The sequence below is a fragment of the Pantoea sp. RG18 genome (assembly GCF_025910075.1).
Classification (GTDB): domain Bacteria; phylum Pseudomonadota; class Gammaproteobacteria; order Enterobacterales; family Enterobacteriaceae; genus Pantoea; species Pantoea agglomerans.
Genome location: NZ_JAPCIL010000013.1, coordinates 90856 through 114555 on the forward strand (window position 1 = coordinate 90856; position 23700 = coordinate 114555).

Consider the following 23700-nt stretch of genomic DNA (forward strand, 5'->3'; position numbering starts at 1 on the left):
TGGCCGGAGTACACCCTATAATGTTCAATCGCGTGTGGTGCTGTGCAGGTTAAAGCCTGGCACGGAGAGCGACACGGCCTTCAATGAGGTTTCCCATGAAACAAGGTATTCACCCGAAATACGAAGCAGTTACTATCAAATGTACCTGCGGCAACGAGATCCACACCCGTTCAACACTGACTCACGAACTGAACCTGGACGTTTGTGGCAAATGCCACCCGTTCTATACCGGTAAGCAGCGTGAAGTGGCAACTGGTGGCCGTGTTGACCGCTTTAACAAGCGTTTCAGCGTGCCAGGCGCTAAAAAATAAGATTAAAAGGCACCTGAACCTGCGGGTTCGGCGGCAAGAAAAAACCCAGCTTCGGCTGGGTTTTTTTATGGCTGAAAGATCAATACTCCCAGGTATCCGGATCGACACCCATCTGGCGCATGATTGCTTTTGCTTCTTCCGGAATCTCATCACTACGCTCTTTGCGCAGGTCGACGTCATCCGGCAGCGGTTGGCCCGTAAAGGCATGTAAAAAGGCTTCGCAAAGCAGTTCGCTGTTGGTGGCGTGACGCAGGTTGTTCACCTGACGACGGGTACGCTCATCCGTTAAAATCTTCAGCACGCTCAATGGGATTGATACTGTGATCTTCTTGACCTGCTCGCTCTTCTTACCGTGCTCAGCGTACGGGCTGATATATTCGCCGTTCCATTCAGCCATGGGTTACCTTAATTAATAAACGTTAAATGTTAGGAAATCAGCGGATTATGCCTGATTTTTTCCTGCCTGACCCCTGATATGGCGGGTTTTCTTCGCTCACTGCCTCTGTCTCACAGAGGGGAACGCCAGGCGATGACGCATAATTTTAGCGGTTATTGCGGTTTTGCTCAATCTATACGCAAAGACATTTAGATGTCCAGATGTATTGACGTCTAATTAGAGGGTGATATCCTGTGGCCTACATTTTATTCACTCTTCAGGAACAATTCGCTCATGACGCGTAAACCGGCAACCATCGCAGTGCGCAGCGGTTTGAATGATGACGAGCAATATGGCTGCGTTGTCCCGCCAATCCACCTCTCTACGACCTATAACTTCCTGGATTTCAATGAGCCTCGTGCGCATGACTACTCCCGTCGTGGCAACCCCACTCGTGATGTCGTACAGCGTACCCTGGCAGAACTGGAAGGGGGAGCAGGCGCGGTATTAACCAATACCGGGATGTCGGCGATTCACCTGGTCACGACGGTGTTTCTGAAGCCTGGCGATCTGCTGGTCGCGCCACATGACTGTTATGGCGGCAGCTATCGGCTGTTTGACAGCCTGAGCAAGCGCGGCGCCTATCGGGTGAAATTTGTCGATCAGGGTGATCCGGTAGCGCTGCAGGCCGCTCTGGATGAAAACCCAAAACTGGTGCTGATTGAAAGCCCCAGCAATCCGCTGCTGCGCGTGGTAGATATCAGCGCGATTTGCGCCGCTGCGCGTGCTGCGGGTGCCATCAGCGTGGTGGACAATACCTTTATGAGTCCGGCGCTGCAGAATCCTCTGGCGCTGGGTGCGGACCTGGTGATCCACTCCTGTACCAAATACCTCAATGGCCACTCCGATGTCGTGGCGGGCGCGGTCATCGCCAAAGATCCGCAACTCGCTACCGACCTGGCCTGGTGGGCAAATAACATTGGTGTGACCGGTGCAGCGTTTGACAGTTATCTGCTGCTGCGCGGGATTCGTACGCTTTCACCGCGGATTGCAGCCGCACAACGCAACGCACTCGCGATTGTAGAGTATCTGAAGCAGCAGAAACTGGTGAAAAAGTTGTATCATCCTTCGCTGCCGGAAAACGCCGGACACGAACATGCAGTACGTCAGCAGCGCGGCTTTGGCGCCATGCTGAGTTTCGAGGTCGACGGTGATGAGGCGCTGCTGCGTCGCTTCCTGAAAGCACTGCAGCTATTTACGCTGGCGGAATCGCTGGGCGGAGTAGAGAGTCTGATCTCCCATACCGCCACCATGACGCACGCGGGGATGTCGGCAGAAGCACGCGCGGCAGCGGGCATTTCCGATACGCTGCTGCGGGTTTCTGTCGGTATTGAAGATCACGAAGATTTAATTGCCGATCTGGATAATGCATTCCGGGTCGCAGCCGAGGGTTAAGCATGACGATTTCAGCAGGCGCGGGAACGCCGAACATCAGGCAGTTGCATAAGTTTGGCGGCAGCAGCCTGGCCGATGCGCGCTGCTATCAGCGCGTTGCCGGTATTATGGCGGACTACAGCCAGCCGGGCGACCTGATGGTGGTCTCTGCGGCAGGCTCAACCACCAACCAGCTGATTAGCTGGCTGAAGCTGAGCCAGAGCGATCGGCTCTCTGCGCATCAGGTGCAACAGGCTTTACGGCGCTACCAGAGCGAACTGATCAGTGCGCTGCTGCCTGCTGAGGTCGCAGAACCTTTAATCACCGCGTTTATCCGTGATCTCGAAAAGCTGGCCGCACTGCTGGATGCACCGATCACCGATGCGGTCTATGCCGAAGTGGTCGGTCACGGTGAAGTCTGGTCGGCACGCCTGATGTCAGCGGTACTGAGCCAGCGTGACCTTCAGGCCTGCTGGCTGGATGCGCGTGAGTTTCTGCGCGCTGAACGTGCGGCACAACCGCAGGTAGATGAAGGGAAGTCCTGGCCACTGCTACAGACTTTACTGGCGCAGCATCCGCATAAGCGCATCGTGGTGACCGGATTTATCAGCCGCAACGACGCCGGTGAAACCGTCCTGCTTGGCCGTAACGGTTCCGACTATTCTGCCACGCAGATTGGCGCACTGGCGGGTGTCGGGCGGGTGACCATCTGGAGCGATGTGGCGGGTGTCTACAGTGCCGATCCCCGCAAAGTCTCTGATGCCTGTCTGCTGCCGCTGTTAAGGCTGGATGAAGCCAGCGAGCTGGCGCGCCTGGCTGCACCGGTTCTCCACACCCGTACTCTGCAGCCGGTTTCAGGCAGCGATATCGACCTGCAACTGCGCTGCAGTTATCAGCCGGAGCAGGGCTCAACCCGCATTGAGCGCGTGCTGGCCTCCGGGACGGGCGCGCGTATCGTCACCAGCCATGATGATGTTTGCCTGATTGAGATTCAGCTGCCAGAGCAGCATGACTTCGCCATCCTGCACAAAGAGATCGACCTGTTGCTGAAGCGCGCGCAGCTGCGTCCGCTGGCGTTTGGTGTTCATCCCGATCGTCAACTGCTGCAGCTTTGTTACACCGCTGAAGTGGTTAACAGCGCCTTTACGCTGCTACAGGATGCCGGTTTACCGGGCCATCTGCAGCTGCGCGACGGCCTGGCGCTGGTGGCGCTGGTTGGCGCAGGCGTTACCCGCAATCCGCTGCATACCCATCGCTTCTGGCAGCAGTTAAAGGATCAGCCAATTGAGTTCATCTGGCAGTCAGAAGAGCACATCAGCGTGGTCGCAGTGCTGCGCGTCGGCCCGACTCAGCATCTGATTCAGGGATTGCATCAGTCGCTGTTCCGGGCAGAAAAGCGCATCGGTCTGATGCTGTTTGGCAAAGGCAATATCGGTTCACGCTGGCTGGAGCTGTTTGCCCGCGATCAGGAAACGCTGTCAGCGCGTACCGGCTTTGAATTTGTGCTGGCGGGCGTCGCGGACAGCCGTCGCAGCCTGCTGAGCTATGAAGGGCTGGAAGCCAGCCGGGCACTCGCCTTCTTTGATGATGAAGCGGTAGAGCGCGATGAAGAGTCGCTGTTCCTGTGGATGCGTGCTCACCCGTTTGATGACCTGGTGGTGCTGGATGTCACTGCCAGCACACCGCTGGCGCAGCAGTATCTCGACTTCGCCAGTCACGGTTTTCACGTTATCAGCGCCAATAAAGTCGCGGGAGCGTCTGACAGTCAGACCTGGCGCCAGATCCGCGATGCCTTTACCAAAACCGGACGTCACTGGCTCTATAACGCCACCGTTGGCGCAGGTTTGCCGATCAACTACACGGTGCGCGATCTGCGCGACAGCGGGGATACCATCCTGGCGATCAGCGGGATCTTCTCCGGCACGTTGTCGTGGCTGTTCCTGCAGTTTGATGGCACGGTGCCCTTTACCGAGCTGGTGGATCAGGCCTGGCAGCAGGGTTTAACCGAGCCCGACCCGCGCGCCGATCTCTCGGGTCAGGATGTGATGCGCAAGCTGGTTATCCTGGCGCGTGAGGCAGGCTACAACATCGAGCCGGATCAGGTGCGGGTTGAATCGCTGGTGCCCAATAACTGTCAGCAGGGATCTGTCGACCACTTCTTTGAAAATGGCGAAGAGCTGAATGAGCAGATGCTGCAACGGCTCGAAGCGGCGCAGGAGATGGACCTGGTGCTGCGTTACGTTGCCCGGTTTGATGCCAACGGCAAGGCGCGCGTGGGTGTTGAAGCGGTGCGCCCGGAGCATCCGCTGGCCTCACTGCTGCCGTGCGACAACGTCTTTGCGATTGAGAGCCGCTGGTACCGCGATAATCCGCTGGTGATCCGCGGACCGGGCGCAGGCCGGGATGTCACCGCAGGCGCTATCCAGTCAGATATTAATCGCCTCGCACAACTGCTGTAACTCCTCCTCCTCAGGCGCTTCGGCGCCTGTTTTCAATGTGTTATCGCTCCCCTGTTGAATCGCCTTCATGTTGATTGAAAATTGATCACGACTGTTGACCATTTTTAAGTTGACGGCACAGTCAGATTACGTCATTTTGAACATCTGGACGTCTAAACGTGTAGATGTTCACAGGCCGATTGTTAATCGATGAGGGTGCAGGATGAGTTTCTTTCATGCCAATCAGCGCGAAGCGCTAAACCAGAGCCTGGCTGAGCTGAACGGGCAAATTAATGTTTCATTTGAGTTCTTCCCGCCTCGTACCAGCGACATGGAAGAGACCCTGTGGACCTCTATCGATCGCCTGAGCAGTCTGAAACCGAAATTCGTTTCTGTGACCTACGGTGCGAACTCAGGTGAACGCGATCGCACCCACAGCATTATCAAAGGCATTAAAGATCGCACCGGTCTGGAAGCCGCACCCCATCTGACCTGTGTCGATGCCACGCGCGATGAACTGCGGACCATCGCTCAGGATTACTGGAACAACGGCATCCGTCACATTGTGGCGCTGCGCGGCGATCTGCCTCCTGGCAGCGGTAAGCCAGAAATGTATGGCAGCGATCTGGTTTCGCTGCTGAAAGAGGTGGGTGATTTTGATATTTCGGTTGCGGCCTATCCGGAAGTCCATCCCGAAGCGAAAAGCGCCCAGGCCGATCTGATTAACCTGAAGCGAAAAATCGATGCAGGTGCCAACCGGGCCATTACTCAGTTTTTCTTCGACGTTGAAAGTTATCTGCGTTTCCGCGATCGCTGTGTCGCGACCGGTATTGACGTGGAAATTGTGCCGGGCATTCTGCCGGTCTCTAACTTTAAACAGCTGCAACGCTTTGCCACGCTAACCAATGTGCGCGTGCCGGGCTGGATGAGCGCGATGTTTGCCGGTCTGGATGATGATCCGGAAACGCGGAAAATGGTGGGAGCCAATATCGCGATGGATATGGTGAAAATCCTGTCACGCGAAGGGGTGAAGGATTTCCATTTCTACACGCTTAACCGTGCCGAAATGAGTTACGCCATTTGTCACACCCTGGGCGTGCGTCCTGCTGCTGCTGCGGCTTAACCGCTCTGCTTCAGCCAATAAAAAAGTCGGGAGAGTCCCGACTTTTTCTGTTTTTACTGCACCACCGTTAACCGGTATTGCGCATGCCTGCCGCGACACCAGCAATGGTCACCATCAGCGCCTGCTCAACGCGGGCATCCGGTTCATCGCCATTCGCTTCCCGCGCGCGCGAACGATGCAGCAGTTCGGCCTGGAGTACGTTGAGCGGATCGGTATAGACGTTACGCAGTGCAATTGACTCGGCAATCCACGGCTGATCGGCCATCAGGTGTGAGTCATTGGCAATGGTCAGTACCGCTTTGATATCCGCATCAAGCTGATCGCGCAGCTGTTTGCCCAGCGGCCAGAGTGATTTCTCGACCAGACGCTGATCGTAATATTCCGCCAGCCACAGGTCCGCTTTTGAGAATACCATCTCCAGCATACCCAGACGGGTAGAGAAGAATGGCCAGTCGCGGCACATCGCTTCCAGCTGATCCTGATGACCGGCGGCCATCGCCTGTTGCAGGGCCGCACCGGCACCCAGCCACGCAGGCAGCATCAGACGGTTCTGCGTCCAGGCGAAAATCCATGGAATCGCACGCAGCGACTCTACGCCGCCGGTAGGTCGGCGCTTGGCGGGACGTGAGCCCAGCGGTAATTTACCCAGCTCCTGCTCCGGCGTCGCTGAGCGGAAATAGGGGACGAAGTCAGCATTTTCACGCACATAACCGCGATACATCGCACAGGAGTCGGCGGAGAGCTGATCCATAATGTCGCGCCATTCGCGTTTTGGCTCCGGCGGCGGCATCAGGTTCGCTTCCAGAATTGCGCCGGTGTAGAGCGACAGGCTGGCGATGGTGACGGCGGGTAAACCATATTTAAAGCGGATCATCTCGCCCTGTTCGGTCACGCGCAGACCGCCGCGCAGGCTGCCTGGTGGTTGCGACAGCAGCGCTGCATGGGCGGGTGCGCCGCCACGGCCAATGCTGCCGCCGCGTCCGTGGAACAGCGTCAGTGAAATCCCGGCCTTCTCACAGGTTTTAATCAGGGCATCCTGTGCCTGATATTGCGCCCAGCTGGCGGCCATCACACCGGCATCTTTCGCCGAGTCAGAATAGCCAATCATCACCATCTGTTTGCCCTGAATTAAGCCGCGATACCAGTCGATGCTCAGCAGCTGGCTCATTACGTCATTGGCGTTATTCAGGTCATCAAGCGTTTCAAACAGCGGTGCAACCGGCATGGCATAGCCGATGCCTGCTTCTTTCAGCAGCAGATGCACGGCCAGCACGTCAGAAGGGGTTTTCGCCATGGAAATAACATAGGCGGCGATAGAACCCTGTGGCGCTTCAGCCGCGACGCGACAGGTCTCCAGCACTTCACGCGTTTCATCGCTGGGCTCCCAGCTGCGAGGCAGCAGCGGACGCTTGGAGTTCAGTTCACGGATCAGGAAGGCCTGCTTGTCCGCTTCGGACCAGCTTTCATAATCGCCGAGGCCCAGATAGCGGGTCACTTCAGCAATCGCTTCGGTGTGACGGGTACTCTCCTGACGCAGATCGATACGCACCAGCGGCACGCCGAAACATTTCACGCGGCGCAGCGTATCAAGCAACTGACCGTTGGCGATAATGCCCATGCCGCACTTTTGCAGTGACTGATAGATGGTAAACAGCGGATCCCACAGCTGATCGTTGGAGACCAGCAGATCGGCCGGGCGCGGCAGACGTTCACCTTTCAGGCGGCGTTCCAGGAATGACTGGGTAGTCATTAACTGGCTGCGCAGGCGTTTCAGGATCATACGATAAGGTTCAAGTGCTTCCGGATCGCCGCTGAGTTCCCGGATCTCTTCAGTGCACTCTGACATCGACAACTCAGAGATCAGTACGCCGATATCGCGCAGGAACAGGTCAGTGGCTTTCCAGCGACTCAGCTGCATAACGTGGCGGGTAATCGCCGCCGTAACGTTAGGGTTACCGTCGCGGTCGCCACCCATCCATGAGGTGAACTGAACCGGCACGAAATCGACCGGCAGCTTAATGCCGAACGCCTCTTCTACCTGCTCGTTCAGCTCACGCAGGAAAGCGGGTACGCCTTCCCACAGGCTGTTTTCCACCACGGCAAAGCCCCATTTGGCTTCGTCGATAGGGGTCGGACGATATTTGCGGATCTCATCGGTGTGCCACGCCTGTGCCACCAGCTGACGCAGACGGCGCATAATCTGGTTACGTTCGTAGTCGGAGACGTCGCTGTGATCGAGCTGTTTCAGGCAGCTGTTAACTTCGACCAGCTTGTGAATCAGCGTACGGCGGGTGATTTCAGTCGGGTGAGCCGTCAGCACCAGTTCCAGCGACAGCGACTCAATGGCCGCAAGGATGTCGCTTTCGCTGATATCTTTCTGCTGCTTCAGGGTATCAAAGGTCTTTTTCAGCAGTTCGGGATGGTTCTCACCCTCGCCACTTTGCGAGATGGTCTGATACTGCTCAGCCACGTTGGTGAGGTTCAGAAACTGGCTAAAAGCGCGTGCAACCGGCAGAAGCTCCTCGTTGGAGAGGTTCTGCAGCGTATTGAGCAGTTCTTTACGATGAGTGTCATTTCCTGCACGGGATGACTTGGAGAGCTTACGGATGGTTTCCACCTGGTCGAGGATGTTCTCTCCCAGTGCATCCTTAATCGTATCCCCGAGCAGTTTGCCGAGCATACTGACATTACTTCGCATTGCGGAATATTGTTCGTTCATTGGACCCTGACACCCTTATCGTCTTGAAAAACTTCTACACCCGACCTTTCAGGCAGCAGAAAAATCAGCAACGCCATGTTCCCCCTAATCTACAGGGAACCGGCTCCGTTGCCGCCTGTCCACATTCTGAAACGCTCTGGATAATCACCCGGTGGGCATAACATCGTCTTTTATCTAGCCACGTAATGTTGCGTTCGTCAAATGCGTTAAAGTGCGCTGAAGGTGTGGCTAAATAACGGAAATTCGTAGAATTTATCGGGAACAAAGCGGGATAAGTTATTCTTATTGCTAAATCCCGCAGAATGAAGGGGCATTTTACTGTTAATGCAGTGAAATGCCCCATTTGCTGTTAATCAGTGGCAAAAATGCTGCACAACCTGACTGATAAGCGCCCTTGTCGGCTTAATAAATGCAGTATCAATAAATTCGTCTGGCTGATGTGCCTGCTCAATCGACCCCGGGCCCAGTACCAGCGTTGGGCAGAGCTGCTGAATAAAAGGCGCTTCGGTGCAGTAGTTCACCACCTCAGTGGGTATACCCAGCAATTTCTCGACCACACTAACCAGTTCATGATCTGCCGGACACTCGTAGCCAGGAATCGGCGGATGCAACTCGGCAACCGTGACACGGCCCGGCCAGCGCGCACTGACCGGTGCCAGCGCCTCGTTCAGTAGCCCATCGAGATCGTTCAGCGACAGACCCGGCAGCGGACGGATATCCATATGCAGTTCACAGCAGGCGCAGATACGATTAGCGGCGTCACCGCCATGAATATGGCCGAAGTTCATGGTGGGATAGGGGATGGCAAAGCCGTCATGGTGATAACGCTCCTGCAACGTATTGCGCAGTTGCATCAGATGGGTGATCGACTCATGCATCAGTTCAATGGCGTTAACGCCTCGCGCGGGATCGCTGGAGTGGCCCGATTTTCCCTCGATACGGATCACATTCGACAGGTGACCTTTGTGCGCTCGCACCGGTTTAAGCGAGGTTGGTTCACCGATGATGGCGCAGTCGGGACGCAGCTGCGTCGATTCAGAAAAATATTTGGCGCCAGCCATGGTGGTCTCTTCATCGGCCGTAGCGAGGATATAGAGCGGCTTGCTCAGCGTGCTGACATCCACATCGCGCAGCGTATCGAGAATAAAGGCGAAGAAGCCTTTCATGTCTGCCGTGCCCAGGCCATAGAGCTTGTTGTCGTGCTCGGTCAGGGTAAAAGGATCGCGTGTCCAGCGGCCATCGTCAAAAGGAACGGTATCGGTATGACCTGCTAGCAGCAGGCCGCCCGCACCGCTTCCGGTACGCGCCAGCATATTAAATTTATTGCGGGTGCCGGGCACTGGCTGTACTTCAACGCTGAAGCCGAGGTCGCGGAACCAGCCGGCCAGCAAATTGATTAAAGTTTCATTACTCTGATCCAGTGCGGCATCGGTTGCGCTGATCGACGGTGTGGCGATTAACTGGCGGTACAGTTCAATAAAAGGCGGTAATTTTGTCTTCACTGTTGGCGGTCCTTGGGTTAGGATGTATCCATATTCATGCAGTAATAGTGAATAAAAATACATTAACGTCCTCTGCAAGGGAACCTTAAATCACTGCAGATGACAGGGCGGGTAACGGGGCAAGGCCGCGACCCGGAACGTGCGACTGTAAAAAGGGTTACAGCCTGATGTTGAATACGCTGATCGTTGGTGCCAGTGGTTATGCTGGTACAGAGCTTGCCACCTTCCTGAATCGCCATCCACATATCAACATAACCGCTTTGGCGGTTTCGGCGCAAAGCCCTGATGCCGGCAAGCGCCTCTCCGATCTCCATCCGCAGCTGAAAGGTGTGGTGGATTTGCCGCTGCAGCCGCTGAGCAGCGCGGCCGAGTGGGCAGACAAGGTGGATGTGGTGTTCCTGGCGACGGCCCACGAAGTCAGCCACGATCTGGCGCCGGAATTTCTCAAGGCTGGCTGTGTGGTGTTCGACCTGTCGGGTGCGTTCCGCGTGAATGACGCTGATTTTTATACCCGCTTTTATGGCTTCACCCATCAGCATGGCGACTGGCTGGACAAAGCCGTTTACGGCCTTGCCGAATATCAGCATGAGAAAATCCAGCAGGCGCAGCTGGTGGCTGTGCCAGGTTGCTATCCGACCGCTGCGCAGCTGGCGCTGAAGCCCCTTGTGGATGCGGGACTGTTAAACGAGGCGCAGTGGCCGGTAATCAACGCCACCAGCGGCGTGAGCGGTGCCGGACGTAAAGCCAATGCCGGCACCAGCTTCTGCGAAGTGAGCCTGCAGCCTTACGGCCTGTTCAATCATCGTCATCACCCGGAAATCGTCGCGCACCTTGGTACGCCGGTGATCTTCACTCCGCATCTGGGTAACTTCCCGCGCGGTATCCTGGCGACGATTACCTGCCTTCTGAAAGCAGGTGTCAGCCGTGAAGATATCGCCGCAGTTTTCCATCGCGCCTATGACAACAAGCCACTGGTGCGGCTCTACGAGCAGGGCGTACCGGCGCTGAAAGCCGTTGTGGGTCTGCCTTACTGCGATATCGGTTTTGAAGTGCAGGGCGAGCATCTGATTGTCGTGGCAGCCGAAGATAATCTGCTGAAAGGCGCGGCATCGCAGGCGGTACAGTGCCTGAACATCCGGTTCGGCTTCCCTGAAACGCAGTCACTGATTTAACGGACAAATATACCATGACCAATCCATTGATTATCAAGCTGGGCGGTGTGTTGTTAGACAGCGAAGAAGCGCTGGCCCGCCTGTTTGAAGCGCTGCTGACCTACCGCAGCGCCCATCAGCGTCCGCTGATTATTGTCCACGGCGGCGGTTGCCTGGTGGATGAACTGATGAAAAAGCTGGCGCTGCCGGTGAAGAAGAAAAATGGCCTGCGTGTCACGCCAGCCGATCAGATCGACATTATTACCGGTGCGCTGGCGGGAACCGCGAATAAAACGCTGCTGGCCTGGGCAAAAAAATCGGGCATCAACGCGGTAGGCCTCTGCCTGGGCGATGCGGGCATCGTGAATGTCACACCGTTTGATGAAGAACTCGGCCACGTTGGCCACGCAATGCCGGGCGATCCGGCATTGCTGAACACCCTGCTGGCGGCCGGCTATATGCCGGTGGTGAGCTCAATTGGTATAACTGACAGCGGCGACCTGATGAACGTCAACGCTGACCAGGCGGCGACCGCACTGGCCTCGACGCTGGGCGCTGATCTGGTCCTGTTGTCAGACGTCAGTGGTATTCTCGACGGCAAAGGTCAGCGCATCGAAGAGATGACCGCCGACAAAGCTGAGCAGCTGATTACCCAGGGCATTATTACCGACGGCATGATTGTGAAAGTGCACGCTGCGCTTGATGCAGCGCGTACCCTGGGCCGCCCGGTGGATATTGCCAGCTGGCGTCACGCTGAGCGGCTGCCTGACCTGTTTAACGGCGTGTCGATTGGCACCCGGATTCTCGCTTAACGACTCTGATTCAAGGATTACGAAATGCAAACGCAAAACATCAAAAAAATCGTTCTGGCTTACTCCGGTGGTCTTGATACTTCGGCCATCATTCCATGGCTGAAAGAGAACTACGGCGGCTGTGAAGTCGTCGCTTTTGTCGCAGATATCGGTCAGGAGCGCGGCGATCTGGAAGGTGTAGAGAAGAAAGCCCTGCAGTCCGGCGCATCTGAATGCCACGTGGTTGACCTGCGTGAAGAGTTCATCAGCGACTATGTCTATCCGGTGCTGCAGACTGGCGCCCTCTATGAAGGCACTTATCTGCTGGGCACTTCAATGGCGCGTCCTATCATAGCTAAAGCACAGGTTGAGCTGGCGCTGAAAGTGGGTGCGGATGCGCTGTGTCACGGCGCTACCGGTAAAGGGAATGACCAGGTGCGTTTCGAAACCACCTACACCGCGCTGGCACCGCAGCTGAAAGTGGTGGCTCCGTGGCGTGAATGGAACCTGCGTTCACGTGAAGCGCTGCTGGACTACCTGAAAGAGCGCAACATTCCGACCACCGCGTCACTGGAGAAAATCTACAGCCGCGACGAAAACGCCTGGCACATCTCCACCGAAGGTGGCGTGCTGGAAAGCCCGGCCAATGCACCGAATAAAGATTGCTGGGTCTGGACTGTCGATCCGCTGGAAGCGCCTGACCAGCCTGAAGAAGTGACCGTGACCGTGGAAAAAGGTCGGGTTGTGGCGGTTAACGGTGAAAAACTGAGTCCGTTCCAGTGCCTGGAAAAACTTAACGTGCTGGGCGCAAAACATGGCGTCGGCCGTATCGATATCGTTGAAAACCGTCTGGTAGGGATTAAATCGCGCGGCTGCTACGAAACCCCTGGCGGCACTATCATGGTCAATGCGCTGCGTGCGGTTGAGCAGCTGGTGCTGGATCGCGATAGCTTCAAATGGCGTGAGCAGCTCGGCCACGAGATGTCCTATGTGGTTTATGACGGCCGCTGGTTCGCCCCGCTGCGTAAGTCGATTCAGGCCGCTGCCGAATCGCTGGCGGAAGAGGTTAACGGTGAAGTGGTACTGCAGCTCTACAAAGGCCAGGCGACAGCCACCCAGAAGCGTTCCGCGAACAGCCTCTACTCGGAAGAGTTCGCCACCTTCGGTGAAGATGAAGTGTACGATCACCGTCATGCTGGCGGCTTTATCCGTCTGTTCTCACTCTCTTCGCGTATCCGCGCCCTGAACGAGCAGAAGAAGTAATTTTCAGGCGAGGTGCGCCTCGCCTCACAGTTTCATTTCAGGGGCGGCATTTATGCCGCCTCAGACTGCTGACAAACCCAAATCAGGGTGAATCTGGCTGCAACGAATAAACTCAACGCGCAGGGAACACGGGCAGAAGAGGAAAGCGTCCCGCGCCATGGACGGCGCGGGCCGAGCATGTCAGGGATGACGGATTTTGCGTCTTTCCGATCTGACCGTGTTCCCTGTGCAGGCTCAGTCTTACAGCAACCAGTCCAGACTTTGTCAACAATCTCGGGCGGCATTTATGCCGCCCCTTGTTTAACGATTCAGAGGAGTTTTCACATGGCACTTTGGGGTGGACGGTTTACTCAGGCAGCGGATCAACGTTTTAAACAGTTCAATGACTCGCTGCGCTTCGATTACCGCCTGGCAGAGCAGGACATCATTGGCTCTGTTGCCTGGTCCAAAGCGCTGGTGACGGTAAATGTCCTGACTCAGGATGAGCAGCAGCAGCTGGAAGCGGCTCTGAATACGTTACTGGATGAAGTCCGTGAGGATCCTGAGCAGATTCTGCAGAGCGACGCCGAAGATATCCACAGCTGGGTTGAAGGCCAGCTGATCGACAAGGTGGGCGCGCTGGGCAAAAAACTGCACACCGGACGTAGCCGTAACGATCAGGTCGCGACCGATCTCAAGCTGTGGTGCAAGGTGCAGATTGAAGCGCTGCTGAGTGCCACCCGTGATCTGCAGCAGGCGCTGGTGGTCACCGCCGAAGCCAATCAGGATGCGGTGATGCCGGGCTACACGCATCTGCAGCGTGCGCAGCCGGTGACGTTTGCGCACTGGTGCCTGGCCTACGTTGAAATGCTGGCGCGTGACGAGAGCCGTCTGCAGGATACGCTGAAGCGGCTCGATGTCAGCCCGCTGGGCTGTGGCGCACTGGCCGGTACCGCGTATGAGATCGATCGTCAGCAGCTGGCAGGCTGGCTGGGCTTTGCTTCCGCCACGCGCAACAGTCTGGATACCGTATCAGACCGCGATCACGTGCTGGAGCTGCTTTCTGACGCTGCCATCGGCATGGTGCATCTGTCGCGCTTCGCCGAAGATATGATCTTCTTCAACACCGGTGAAGCGGGCTTTATCGAACTGTCAGATAAAGTGACCTCCGGCTCATCGCTGATGCCGCAGAAGAAAAATCCGGATGCGCTGGAGCTGATTCGCGGCAAGTGTGGCCGGGTGCAGGGCGCGCTGACCGGCATGATGATGACGCTGAAAGGTCTGCCGCTGGCGTACAACAAAGATATGCAGGAAGACAAAGAGGGGCTGTTTGACGCGCTCGACACCTGGCTCGACTGTCTGCATATGTCAGTTCTGGTGCTGGATGGCCTGCAGGTTAAACGCCCGCGCTGCCAGGAAGCGGCTGAACAGGGTTACGCAAACTCCACTGAACTGGCTGACTATCTGGTCGCCAAAGGCGTGCCGTTCCGTGAAGCACACCATATCGTCGGGGAAGTAGTGGTTGCCGCCATCGGGCAGGGTGTGGCGCTGGAAGCGCTGTCGCTGGCACAGCTGCAGCAGTTCAGTGCGGTGATTGGCGAGGATGTCTATCCGATTCTGGCGCTGCAATCCTGTCTGGATAAGCGTAATGCGCAGGGCGGCGTCTCGCCACAGCAGGTTGCGCGTGCCATCGGTGACGCAAAGCAGCGTCTGGCGTAATTAACAGGTAAAAAAAGCGGGCACATTAAATGCCCGCCAACCTCTAGCTTCAGAATTACTCATTTTTATAGGCACATCATCAAAGCGCCTGCTCTCCCGGCCGACGCTCAGATTCTCTTACGCTGACAGCAAATATTGCTGCAGATCCTCACTGCCGCCAATGTGACGACCTCCCATGAAGATCTGCGGTACCGTCGCCCGGCCTGAAACGGCGCGCAGACTCACGGTTGTTGCATCCTGTCCCAGCACGATCTCTTCGTACTGAATACCATGATCCATCAGCATCTGTTTTGCCTGGGTGCAGAAGGTGCAGCCAGGTTTAGTGAAGATTGAGACCGACTCCTGAGCTTTACACTCGGGCGCCAGATAGCGCAGCATGGTGTCGGCATCGGAGACCTCAAATGGGTCGCCTGGCTTGTTTGGCTCAACAAACATTTTCTCTACCACGCCGTTACGCACCAGCATCGAGTAGCGCCATGAACGTGGGCCAAAGCCGAGATCGGCTTTCTCAACCAGCATCTCCATGCCACGGGTAAACTCGCCGTTGCCATCAGGAATAAAGGTAATGTTGTCTGCGCGCTGTTCTGCTTTCCAGGCGTTCATCACAAACGTGTCATTCACCGAGACGCACAGAATGCTGTCCACACCCTGCTGGGCAAACAGACCCGCTAATTCGTTGTAACGCGGCAGATGGCTGGAGGAGCAGGTCGGTGTGAATGCACCCGGCAGTGAAAAAACGATGACCGTTTTGTCTTTAAACAGCGCTTCAGTGGTGACATCGACCCAGCGATCGCCCTGACGTGTGTGAAAAGTCACTGACGGAATAGCTTTACCTTCCTGACTTGCAAACATTTTTTTCTCCTGACATACCGCGTTCCATTTGATGTGCGCATTATTCCCAACCACCCTTGATAGGGCCAATCGTTCATTGCTATTCTATCTATCGCCACGGTCTATCGTGGCTTGGAGGGTAATAATGAATATTCGTGATCTTGAATATCTGGTTTCGCTTGCTGAACACCGTCATTTCCGCCGTGCTGCGGATGCGTGTCATGTCAGTCAGCCGACGTTAAGCGGGCAGATCCGTAAGCTGGAAGATGAGCTGGGTGTGATGCTGCTGGAGCGCACCAGCCGTAAAGTGCTGTTCACCCAGGCAGGTTTGCTGCTGGTGGATCAGGCGCGTACGGTGCTGCGTGAAGTGAAAGTGCTGAAAGAGATGGCCAGTCAGCAAGGGGAAGCGATGTCAGGTCCGCTGCATATCGGCCTCATCCCGACCACCGCGCCCTACTTATTGCCACAGATTATCCCGACGCTGCACCAGACATTCCCGAAACTGGAGATGTATCTGCACGAAGCGCAGACGCAGCAACTGCTGGCACAGCTCGATAGTGGCAAGCTGGACTGCGCGATTATCGCGCTGGTCAAAGAGAGCCAGGCCTTTATCGAAGTGCCGTTGTTTGATGAGCCGATGAAGCTGGCAGTCTATGCCGATCATCCCTGGTGCGATCGCGACCGGGTGCCTATGTCCGATCTGGCAGGCGAGAAATTGCTTATGCTGGAAGATGGGCACTGTCTGCGTGACCAGGCGATGGGGTTCTGCTTTGAGGCGGGCGCCGATGAAGATACCCATTTTCGTGCGACCAGTCTTGAGACGCTGCGCAATATGGTGGCGGCAGGCAGCGGGATTACGCTGTTACCGGCGCTGGCAGTCCCACCGGAGCGTATCCGCGACGGCGTCTGCTATCTCACCTGCTACAAACCGGTGCCACAGCGTACAATTGCGCTGGTCTATCGTCCGGGTTCACCTCTGCGCAGCCGTTATGAACAACTGGCAGAGGCGATTAAAACCCACATGCAGCACTATTTCGACGCTGCGTTAAAACAGGCGGTTTAAGCCGTTTAACGCCGCAACGCGATAGGCTTCGGCCATGGTCGGATAGTTAAAGGTGGTGTTCACGAAGTACTCAATCGTGTTGCCACCGTTTTTCTGCTCCATGATCGCCTGACCGATGTGAATAATCTCGGCGGCACGTTCACCAAAGCAGTGAATTCCCAGAATCTCTTTGGTTTCCCGATGGAACAGAATCTTCAGGCTGCCAACGTTCATGCCAACGATCTGCGCTCGCGCCAGATGTTTGAACTGCGCGCGCCCTACCTCGTAAGGCACCTTCATTGCCGTCAGCTGCTGCTCGGTTTTACCCACGGAGCTGATTTCCGGAATGGTGTAAATCCCGGTTGGGATATCTTCAATCAGGTGCGCTGACGCTTCCCCTTTGATAATCGCCTGAGCGGCAATACGGCCCTGATCGTAGGCGGCTGAGGCCAGGCTTGGATAGCCAATCACGTCACCAACGGCATAAATGTGCGGCTGAGCCGTCTGATACATGCTGTTCACTTTCAGCAGGCCACGACCATCCGCTTCCAGACCCACATTTTCCAGCGACAGTGAATCGGTGTTGCCGGTACGGCCGTTAGCGTAAAGCAGACAGTCGGCTTTCACTTTCTTACCCGACTTCAGATGCATGATGACGCCATCTTCCACCCCTTCGATCTTCTCAAACTCTTCGTTGTGACGAATCACCACGCCGCTGTTCCAGAAGTGGTAAGAGAGAGAGTCAGACATCTCCTGATCAAGAAACGCCAGCAGGCGATCGCGGGTGTTAATCAGGTCAACTTTGACGTTCAGGCCACGGAAAATCGACGCATATTCACAGCCAATCACGCCCGCGCCATAAATAATGACGTGGCCCGGTTCGTGGTGCAGATTGAGAATAGAGTCGGAGTCATAAACGCGTGGATGGGTAAAGTCGACATTGTCAGGATGGTAAGGTCGTGAACCACAGGCGATAACAAACTTCTCTGCCGTCAGCGTCTCACGCGTGCCATCCGGTTGCTCAATCTCAATGGTGTTGGCATCAACAAAATGCGCATCGCCCTGATAAAGTTCACAACGGTTACGCTCGTAGAAGCCCTGACGCATGGCTGTCTGCTGGCTGATCACGTTTTCAGTGTGATTGAGAATGTCGGCAAAAGAGGAGCGAAGCAGTCGGGTATGATCGCTGTAGAGCGGATTTTGGTTGAATTCAATAATGCGACTGACGGCGTGGCGAAGGGCTTTAGAAGGGATGGTGCCCCAGTGCGTACAACCGCCGCCGATGTTGTGGTAGCGTTCAATCACGGCGATGCGCGCTCCCTGTTTTACCAGCCCCATCGCCGCCCCTTCACCGCCGGGCCCTGAGCCAATCACAATGGCATCGTAATCGTAAGACTTTTGCATACCGATACGTCCTATTATTTATACATTTTTACAACGAGATTCTAACATCTCGTCGCGCACTTCTGAATTCTATCAGCGATTTTCATCACATTTTGACAAAGAGTGAGGTTCACAGGCGGTGACAAAGATTGCCAATCTGTACGCTGAAAATTTTGTTATAGTGCCTGCTTAACACCGCTAAAGGCAGAGAGAATGGGCGTCAGAGCGCAACAAAAAGAACGTACACGACGTACACTGATTGAAGCAGCGTTCAGTCAGCTCAGCGCCGAGCGCAGTTTTGCCAGTCTGAGTTTGCGGGAGGTTGCCCGTGAAGCAGGGATTGCACCTACCTCCTTTTATCGTCATTTCAAGGATGTTGATGAGCTTGGCCTGACGATGGTAGATGAAAGCGGGCTGATGTTGCGACAGCTGATGCGCCAGGCGCGCCAGCGTATTGCCAAAGGCGGCAGCATCATTAAAACGTCGGTGTCGACCTTTATGGAGTTTATCGGCAACAATCCCAACGCTTTCCGCCTGTTACTGCGTGAACGTTCCGGCACCTCTGCCGCTTTTCGTGCCGCCGTGGCGCGTGAAATTCAGCACTTTATCGCTGAACTGGCCGATTATCTTGAGGTCGAAAATCGCATGCCGCGCAGTTTTACCGAAGCGCAGGCTGAAGCGATGGTGACCATTGTTTTCAGCGCCGGTGCAGAAGCACTGGATGTTGATGCTGAGCAGCGACGTAAGCTTGAGGATCGGCTGGTGTTACAGCTGCGTATGATCGCCAAAGGCGCTTATTACTGGTACCGCCGGGAGCAAGAGCGACTGGCGGCCACCCTGGAAAAACCCGAAGAGCAATGAGTAAGGATCAGTCCATGACCCACCCAGGTACTCGCGATAAAAGCACACTGGTACTGGCTTTTATTACCGGCTTAGCAATTAACGGCTCGTTTTCTGTGCTGTTCAGCGCCTTTGTTCCATTTTCGATTTTTCCGCTGATTGCGCTGGGTCTGGCGGCCTGGTGTCTGCATCAGCGTTACCTCAACACCAATATGCCGGACGGCATGCCAGGACTGGCAGCGGCGTTTTTCCTGCTGGGGATTCTGGTTTATAGCGCGCTGGTGCGGGCAGAATACCCGGATATTGGCTCCAACTTCGTTCCCACCGTTCTGATGGTAGCGCTGGTGTTCTGGATTGCGACGCGTTTTAAGCGCAAGCGTAATCAGTAGTGATAAAAAAAACGGGAACCTCAGGGTTCCCGTTTTTGTTTACGCTTTACGTGTCAGCAGGACACCGCATTCCATATGGTGGGTATAGGGGAACTGATCAAACAGCGCCAGCCGCGTCACATCGTGCGTTTCCGCCAGCGTCTGCAGATTGTCGCTGAGGGTCTGCGGATTGCAGGAGATATAAAGGATGCGCGGATACGCCTGCACCATTTTCACCGTCTCTTCATCCAGTCCGCTGCGCGGCGGATCGACAAAAATCGTCTCGCATTCGTAGCTGGTCAGGTCAATTCCTTCCAGACGATTAAAGCTGCGCACGCCATTCATCGCCTGGGTAAACTCTTCCGCCGCCATACGAATGATCTGCACGTTATCAATCTGGTTCACGGCAATATTGTATTGTGCTGACGCAACAGAGGGCTTGGCGATCTCAGTCGCCAGAACGCGGCGGAAATTGCGTGCCAGCGCCAGCGAGAAGTTGCCATTACCGCAGTAGAGTTCCAGCAGGTCGCCCTGTGAATCCTGCGTCACATCCAGCGCCCACTCCAGCATCTGAATATTCATCGCCGCATTAGGCTGGGTAAAACTGTTTTCGACCTGACGATAGATAATCTCGCGACCCGCTACCGGCAGACACTCATCAACGTAGTCGCGATCCAGACAGATTTTGGTTTTGGTGGCGCGACCAATCAACTGCACATCCAGCCCTTCCGCGCGAAGCTGGTCACGCAGCGCCACGGCTGCCTGCTGCCACTCATCATCCAGTTTGCGGTGATAGAGCAGCGAAATCACAATCTGATTGCTCAGGGTCGACAGATAGTCGATCTGGAACAGTTTATGACGCAGGGTACGGTTATCACGGATCGCGGCGATCATCTTTGGCATCAGCTGATTGATCAGCTGGCTGGCCGCCGGGAACTGATCAACACGGATCCGCTCGCGTGTCTGCTGATCAAAGATGATGTGATAGATATCATCGCCGTCGTGCCACAGGCGGAATTCGGCGCGCATCCGATAGTGGCTGACCGGTGAACGGAACACCTCCACGTCGGGCGCAGCAAACGGTGTCATCATCGTTTCTAAACGACTGACTTTTTCCGCCAGCTGTGCGTCATAGTCTTCAATGGGGAGATGTTCGGGTGTCATGAGCAATCCTGATTAATAGCTTACCAGCGGGCGATTGTAGGCATTCACTTGCTGATGTCCAGTCCCGCAGCGAGAAGATGTTTGGCAGTCTGGACTTCCGTATCTCCACTCCGTAGACTGCAGACGCCGGCCTCAAGCCCGAGTTAATAGGGAATCCAGTGTGAATCTGGAGCTGACGCGCAGCGGTAAGGAATGTCGTGATGAGTGCAATTGCAGACACTGTCCTGTGGGATGGGAAGTCATCATCACTTATGGTTCCCAGCCCGAAGACCTGCCGGTGTAACGTCGCTACTCGTACAATCATCGCGTGCTATTGATTGTCGGCCTGCGGCATCCTGCTTCGTCTTATGGATGCGATAAAAATGACAAAAAAAACTGCTTCGCTGTTCGCTCTGAGCGCAACGGCGATTTCTCTCTGGGCGCAATACGGTTTTGCTCAGGGGAATGATGATACGCAAATAGTCACCGCCAACCGTTTTGCTGAACCTGTTTCAGGTGTGCTGGCACCCACCACCGTTGTCACACGTGATGAGATTGATCGCTGGCAGGCCAAAAGCCTGACGGATGTGATGCGCCGCCTGCCGGGTGTCGATGTCGCGCAAAGTGGCGGGTTAGGGCAGCAGAGTTCGCTGTTTATTCGGGGCACCGAATCGAGACATGTACTGATCCTGATTGATGGTATCCGGCTTAATCAGGCGGGCATCACCGGTTCGTCTGACCTCAGCCAGATCCCGCTGTCACTGGTGCAGCGCATCGAATATATTCGCGGTGCGCGTTCTGCAGTCTACGGTTCCGATGCGATTGGCGGCGTGGTGAATATCATTACGGGCCGATCGCAACCTGGCACCACGCTGACGGCGGGTGTCGGGTCCAACGGCTATCAATCCTACGACGGCTCAACCCAGCAGATGCTGGGCGATGCGACAAAGCTCACCCTGGCAGGCAACTACACCTATACCAAAGGGTATGACGTGGTGGCGGGTTATCCCAATGACTTTAGCCCGGCGCAGCACGATCGCGACGGCTTCATGAGCAAAACCCTGTATGGCAACCTTGAGCATCAGTTCAGCGATGAGCTCAGTGGTTTTGTGCGCGGCTACGGGTTTGATAACCGCACCGCCTACGACGGTTCATATACCTACGATAATAATTTCAATATTATTGGGCTGGCGGATACCCGCCAGCTCTACAGCCAGACCTGGGACACCGGGTTACGCTTTAATCGTGACTTCTACTCTACCCAGCTCATCGCCAGTTATGGCCATACCAAAGACATCAACTACGATCCGCGCAATGGTCGCTACGGTGCCGCGTCCACCTTTGATGATGTCACCCAGTACAATCTGCAGTGGGGCAACACCGTGCAGGTGGGGCAGGGGGCGATCAGCGCGGGTGTCGACTGGCAGAAAGAGACGACCGAGCCGGGCACGAACTATTTGTCAGATGGCTATGAGCAGCGTAATACCGGTCTCTACCTGACCGGCCAGCAGCAGTTTGGCAGCGTCACCCTTGAAGGTGCGGTACGCGGTGACGACAACAATCAGTTTGGCTGGCATAACACCTGGCAGACGGCGGCCTCATGGGAGTTTATCTCCGGCTACCGCGCGTTCGCCTCTTATGGCACCGCTTTTAAAGCACCTAATCTGTCGCAGGTTTACAGCCCGTTTTATGGCAACCGTGATCTCGATCCTGAAAAAAGTAAGCAGTGGGAAGGCGGCTTTGAAGGGCTGAGCGGACCGGTGAACTGGCGTGTTTCAGGTTATCGCAACGACATCGATAATCTGATTGATAATGACCCGGCGACTTTCCGTTACTACAACATTAAGCAGGCTCGCATTAAAGGCGTTGAAGCGACCGCAGGATTCGACACCGGGCCGCTGGCGCATCAGCTCTCTTATGATTATGTCGACGCACGGGATGGCAGCACCGATCAGCCGCTCGTACGCCGGGCTAAGCAGCAGGTGAAATATCAGCTCGACTGGACGCTGTATGAGTTTGACTGGTCAGTTACCTACCATTATCTGGGTGACCGTTATGATACTGACTTTAACAGCTCTCCCAGCCGTCGCGTGAAGTTAGGTGGCGTCAGCCTGTGGGATCTCGCCGTCTCATATCCTGTCACTTCACAACTCACGGTTCGTGGTAGAATTGCCAACCTGTTCGATAAAGATTACGAGACAGTGTATGGCTATCAGACACCAGGACGAGAGTATTACCTCAGCGGCAGCTACAACTTCTGATTTGCGTCCCACCGTGCTGGTGTTTGATTCCGGCGTCGGTGGGCTTTCTGTCTATGATGAGGTCCGTCAGCTGTTGCCGGATCTTCATTATCTTTACGCCTTCGATAACGCTGGCTTCCCTTACGGTGAGAAAAGCGAGACTTTCATTGTGGATCGGGTGGTCGCTATCGTTGAGGCCATTACCCGCAGCTATCCTCTCTCGTTAGTCATCATCGCCTGTAATACGGCCAGCACCGTTTCATTGCCCGCTTTACGTGAACGTTTTGCCTTTCCTGTCGTGGGGGTGGTTCCGGCGATTAAACCGGCCGCGCGCCTGACGCGAAATGGCGTAGTGGGCTTGCTGGCGACGCGTGCCACGGTGCGCCGTCCTTATACCCATGAGCTGGTGTCGCAGTTTGCCGGTTCCTGCAAGATAGAGATGCTGGGATCAGCGGAGCTGGTTGAACTGGCAGAAGCGAAGCTCCATGGTGCGGAGGTGGCTCTGGATGAGGTGCGCCGTATTGTTCAGCCGTGGCTGCGGATGGCGGAACCACCGGACACGGTCGTTTTAGGCTGTACGCACTTTCCTTTACTACGCGAAGAGTTGCAGCAGGTGTTACCGGAAGGAACGCGTCTGATTGATTCCGGTGCGGCAATTGCACGACGCACAGCCTGGCTGCTGGAGCATGAAGCACCTGAAGTACATTCATCGCAGCAGAACGTTGCATTTTGTACGGAGCTGGATGGCGAAGCGGTACAATTATCACCCGTTTTACAGCGTTATGGCTTCCCGTTGCTGGAAAAACTGGCGCTTTAGCGGCTTTTAGCTGAAAAAATCAGCACTCGGAATTTTATTTGAAATTAGCACTTGTCACCCTCCGAGAACTCCCTATAATGCGCCTCCACTGACACGGCACAACGGCTTACGAAGCGCCGGGTTGAGTAGGTTCGAAATCATACGAACCAGTGAGTTAAGCGAAAATAAATGCTTGACTGACAATGCGGAAAGCGTAATATACGCAGCCCGCGCCGCAGTAAATCGCGGCA

19 protein-coding genes and 1 riboswitch are annotated in these 23700 nt (G+C 55.5%); of the genes, 13 read left to right on the top strand and 6 right to left on the bottom strand.

Annotated elements, in window-relative coordinates; genetic code table 11:
* Positions 1 to 95 precede the first annotated feature (95 nt).
* Positions 96 to 311 (top strand): 50S ribosomal protein L31, encoded by a 216-nt coding sequence (gene rpmE / locus OK409_RS14845; protein WP_003851227.1) that lies wholly within the window; start codon positions 96 to 98, stop codon positions 309 to 311.
* Between the two features lie 79 nt (positions 312 to 390).
* Here the strand turns inward: rpmE and metJ are convergent, their stop codons facing one another.
* Positions 391 to 708 carry a met regulon transcriptional regulator MetJ gene (metJ, locus tag OK409_RS14850; RefSeq protein WP_009088019.1) on the bottom strand — a complete coding sequence of 106 codons (318 nt, stop codon included), beginning with the start codon at positions 706 to 708 and terminating at the stop codon, positions 391 to 393.
* A 273-nt stretch (positions 709 to 981) separates the two neighbouring features.
* Here metJ and metB point away from each other — a divergent pair, with 273 nt between their 5' ends.
* From metB to metF, 3 genes are all read left to right on the top strand, one after another.
* A complete protein-coding gene (metB, locus tag OK409_RS14855; protein WP_022624922.1) occupies positions 982 to 2142 on the top strand; it encodes a cystathionine gamma-synthase in 1161 nt (386 codons plus the stop codon).
* A 2-nt stretch (positions 2143 to 2144) separates the two neighbouring features.
* Positions 2145 to 4580, top strand: coding sequence for a bifunctional aspartate kinase/homoserine dehydrogenase II (locus OK409_RS14860; protein WP_031591841.1), 2436 nt, complete (start codon positions 2145 to 2147; stop codon positions 4578 to 4580).
* 202 nt (positions 4581 to 4782) lie between these two features.
* Complete coding sequence (metF, locus tag OK409_RS14865; RefSeq protein ID WP_010258148.1) at positions 4783 to 5682, top strand: methylenetetrahydrofolate reductase; 900 nt, start codon at positions 4783 to 4785, stop codon at positions 5680 to 5682.
* 67 nt (positions 5683 to 5749) lie between these two features.
* Here the strand turns inward: metF and ppc are convergent, their stop codons facing one another.
* Both ppc and argE read right to left on the bottom strand, forming a co-directional pair.
* A complete protein-coding gene (gene ppc, locus OK409_RS14870; protein ID WP_022624923.1) occupies positions 5750 to 8401 on the bottom strand; it encodes a phosphoenolpyruvate carboxylase in 2652 nt (883 codons plus the stop codon).
* Between the two features lie 353 nt (positions 8402 to 8754).
* Positions 8755 to 9903: an acetylornithine deacetylase gene (gene argE, locus OK409_RS14875; protein ID WP_031292638.1), complete on the bottom strand. Its 1149-nt coding sequence runs from the start codon at positions 9901 to 9903 to the stop codon at positions 8755 to 8757.
* 167 nt (positions 9904 to 10070) lie between these two features.
* Between argE and argC the strand changes: the two genes are divergently transcribed.
* The 4 genes from argC to argH all read left to right on the top strand — a co-directional run bounded on the left by argC (position 10071) and on the right by argH (position 14806).
* Positions 10071 to 11075 (top strand): N-acetyl-gamma-glutamyl-phosphate reductase, encoded by a 1005-nt coding sequence (gene argC, locus OK409_RS14880; protein WP_264367183.1) that lies wholly within the window; start codon positions 10071 to 10073, stop codon positions 11073 to 11075.
* Between the two features lie 14 nt (positions 11076 to 11089).
* Positions 11090 to 11866, top strand: a complete 777-nt coding sequence (argB, locus tag OK409_RS14885) for an acetylglutamate kinase (RefSeq protein WP_010258140.1) — start codon at positions 11090 to 11092, stop codon at positions 11864 to 11866.
* Between the two features lie 24 nt (positions 11867 to 11890).
* Positions 11891 to 13108: an argininosuccinate synthase gene (locus tag OK409_RS14890; RefSeq protein ID WP_022624925.1), complete on the top strand. Its 1218-nt coding sequence runs from the start codon at positions 11891 to 11893 to the stop codon at positions 13106 to 13108.
* 324 nt (positions 13109 to 13432) lie between these two features.
* Positions 13433 to 14806, top strand: coding sequence for an argininosuccinate lyase (argH, locus tag OK409_RS14895; protein WP_045139514.1), 1374 nt, complete (start codon positions 13433 to 13435; stop codon positions 14804 to 14806).
* Between the two features lie 117 nt (positions 14807 to 14923).
* Here the strand turns inward: argH and OK409_RS14900 are convergent, their stop codons facing one another.
* Positions 14924 to 15658 carry a glutathione peroxidase gene (locus tag OK409_RS14900; RefSeq protein ID WP_010672060.1) on the bottom strand — a complete coding sequence of 245 codons (735 nt, stop codon included), beginning with the start codon at positions 15656 to 15658 and terminating at the stop codon, positions 14924 to 14926.
* A 124-nt stretch (positions 15659 to 15782) separates the two neighbouring features.
* Between OK409_RS14900 and oxyR the strand changes: the two genes are divergently transcribed.
* Positions 15783 to 16700 carry a DNA-binding transcriptional regulator OxyR gene (gene oxyR / locus OK409_RS14905; protein WP_010258132.1) on the top strand — a complete coding sequence of 306 codons (918 nt, stop codon included), beginning with the start codon at positions 15783 to 15785 and terminating at the stop codon, positions 16698 to 16700.
* Here the strand turns inward: oxyR and sthA are convergent.
* A complete protein-coding gene (gene sthA / locus OK409_RS14910; RefSeq protein WP_010258130.1) occupies positions 16683 to 18083 on the bottom strand; it encodes a Si-specific NAD(P)(+) transhydrogenase in 1401 nt (466 codons plus the stop codon). The two genes, oxyR and sthA, sit on opposite strands and share 18 nt — an antisense overlap.
* A gap of 192 nt (positions 18084 to 18275) precedes the next feature.
* On the opposite strand from sthA, the gene fabR reads away from it, so the two are divergent.
* Both fabR and OK409_RS14920 read left to right on the top strand, forming a co-directional pair.
* Complete coding sequence (gene fabR, locus OK409_RS14915; protein ID WP_010258128.1) at positions 18276 to 18923, top strand: HTH-type transcriptional repressor FabR; 648 nt, start codon at positions 18276 to 18278, stop codon at positions 18921 to 18923.
* A gap of 14 nt (positions 18924 to 18937) precedes the next feature.
* Complete coding sequence (locus OK409_RS14920) at positions 18938 to 19291, top strand: YijD family membrane protein (RefSeq protein WP_010258126.1); 354 nt, start codon at positions 18938 to 18940, stop codon at positions 19289 to 19291.
* A gap of 39 nt (positions 19292 to 19330) precedes the next feature.
* On the opposite strand, the gene trmA is transcribed toward OK409_RS14920, so the two are convergent.
* The gene (trmA, locus tag OK409_RS14925) at positions 19331 to 20434 is read right to left on the bottom strand and encodes a tRNA (uridine(54)-C5)-methyltransferase TrmA (protein ID WP_010672059.1); all 1104 of its coding nucleotides are present in this window, start codon (positions 20432 to 20434) and stop codon (positions 19331 to 19333) included.
* Between the two features lie 110 nt (positions 20435 to 20544).
* A riboswitch (cobalamin riboswitch) is annotated at positions 20545 to 20728 on the top strand.
* A gap of 68 nt (positions 20729 to 20796) precedes the next feature.
* On the opposite strand from trmA, the gene btuB reads away from it, so the two are divergent.
* Positions 20797 to 22674 (top strand): TonB-dependent vitamin B12 receptor BtuB, encoded by a 1878-nt coding sequence (gene btuB / locus OK409_RS14930; RefSeq protein ID WP_182500980.1) that lies wholly within the window; start codon positions 20797 to 20799, stop codon positions 22672 to 22674.
* Positions 22619 to 23470, top strand: a complete 852-nt coding sequence (murI, locus tag OK409_RS14935; RefSeq protein WP_089415169.1) for a glutamate racemase — start codon at positions 22619 to 22621, stop codon at positions 23468 to 23470. The genes btuB and murI overlap by 56 nt, the downstream gene beginning before the upstream one ends.
* Positions 23471 to 23700: the final 230 nt, after the last annotated feature.

Excerpts from the sequence above, each read along its gene's own strand:
- rpmE (WP_003851227.1), top strand. The coding sequence starts at position 96 with ATGAAACAAGGTATTCACCCGAAATACGAAGCAGTTACTATCAAATGT.
- trmA (WP_010672059.1), bottom strand. The coding sequence starts at position 20,434 with ATGACACCCGAACATCTCCCCATTGAAGACTATGACGCACAGCTGGCG.
- murI (WP_089415169.1), top strand. The coding sequence starts at position 22,619 with ATGGCTATCAGACACCAGGACGAGAGTATTACCTCAGCGGCAGCTACA.
- OK409_RS14900 (WP_010672060.1), bottom strand. The coding sequence starts at position 15,658 with ATGTTTGCAAGTCAGGAAGGTAAAGCTATTCCGTCAGTGACTTTTCAC.
- sthA (WP_010258130.1), bottom strand. The coding sequence starts at position 18,083 with ATGCAAAAGTCTTACGATTACGATGCCATTGTGATTGGCTCAGGGCCC.
- btuB (WP_182500980.1), top strand. The coding sequence starts at position 20,797 with ATGACAAAAAAAACTGCTTCGCTGTTCGCTCTGAGCGCAACGGCGATT.
- metF (WP_010258148.1), top strand. The coding sequence starts at position 4,783 with ATGAGTTTCTTTCATGCCAATCAGCGCGAAGCGCTAAACCAGAGCCTG.
- OK409_RS14860 (WP_031591841.1), top strand. The coding sequence starts at position 2,145 with ATGACGATTTCAGCAGGCGCGGGAACGCCGAACATCAGGCAGTTGCAT.
- ppc (WP_022624923.1), bottom strand. The coding sequence starts at position 8,401 with ATGAACGAACAATATTCCGCAATGCGAAGTAATGTCAGTATGCTCGGC.
- OK409_RS14920 (WP_010258126.1), top strand. The coding sequence starts at position 18,938 with ATGACCCACCCAGGTACTCGCGATAAAAGCACACTGGTACTGGCTTTT.
- metJ (WP_009088019.1), bottom strand. The coding sequence starts at position 708 with ATGGCTGAATGGAACGGCGAATATATCAGCCCGTACGCTGAGCACGGT.
- argB (WP_010258140.1), top strand. The coding sequence starts at position 11,090 with ATGACCAATCCATTGATTATCAAGCTGGGCGGTGTGTTGTTAGACAGC.
- metB (WP_022624922.1), top strand. The coding sequence starts at position 982 with ATGACGCGTAAACCGGCAACCATCGCAGTGCGCAGCGGTTTGAATGAT.
- fabR (WP_010258128.1), top strand. The coding sequence starts at position 18,276 with ATGGGCGTCAGAGCGCAACAAAAAGAACGTACACGACGTACACTGATT.
- argH (WP_045139514.1), top strand. The coding sequence starts at position 13,433 with ATGGCACTTTGGGGTGGACGGTTTACTCAGGCAGCGGATCAACGTTTT.
- OK409_RS14890 (WP_022624925.1), top strand. The coding sequence starts at position 11,891 with ATGCAAACGCAAAACATCAAAAAAATCGTTCTGGCTTACTCCGGTGGT.
- argC (WP_264367183.1), top strand. The coding sequence starts at position 10,071 with ATGTTGAATACGCTGATCGTTGGTGCCAGTGGTTATGCTGGTACAGAG.
- oxyR (WP_010258132.1), top strand. The coding sequence starts at position 15,783 with ATGAATATTCGTGATCTTGAATATCTGGTTTCGCTTGCTGAACACCGT.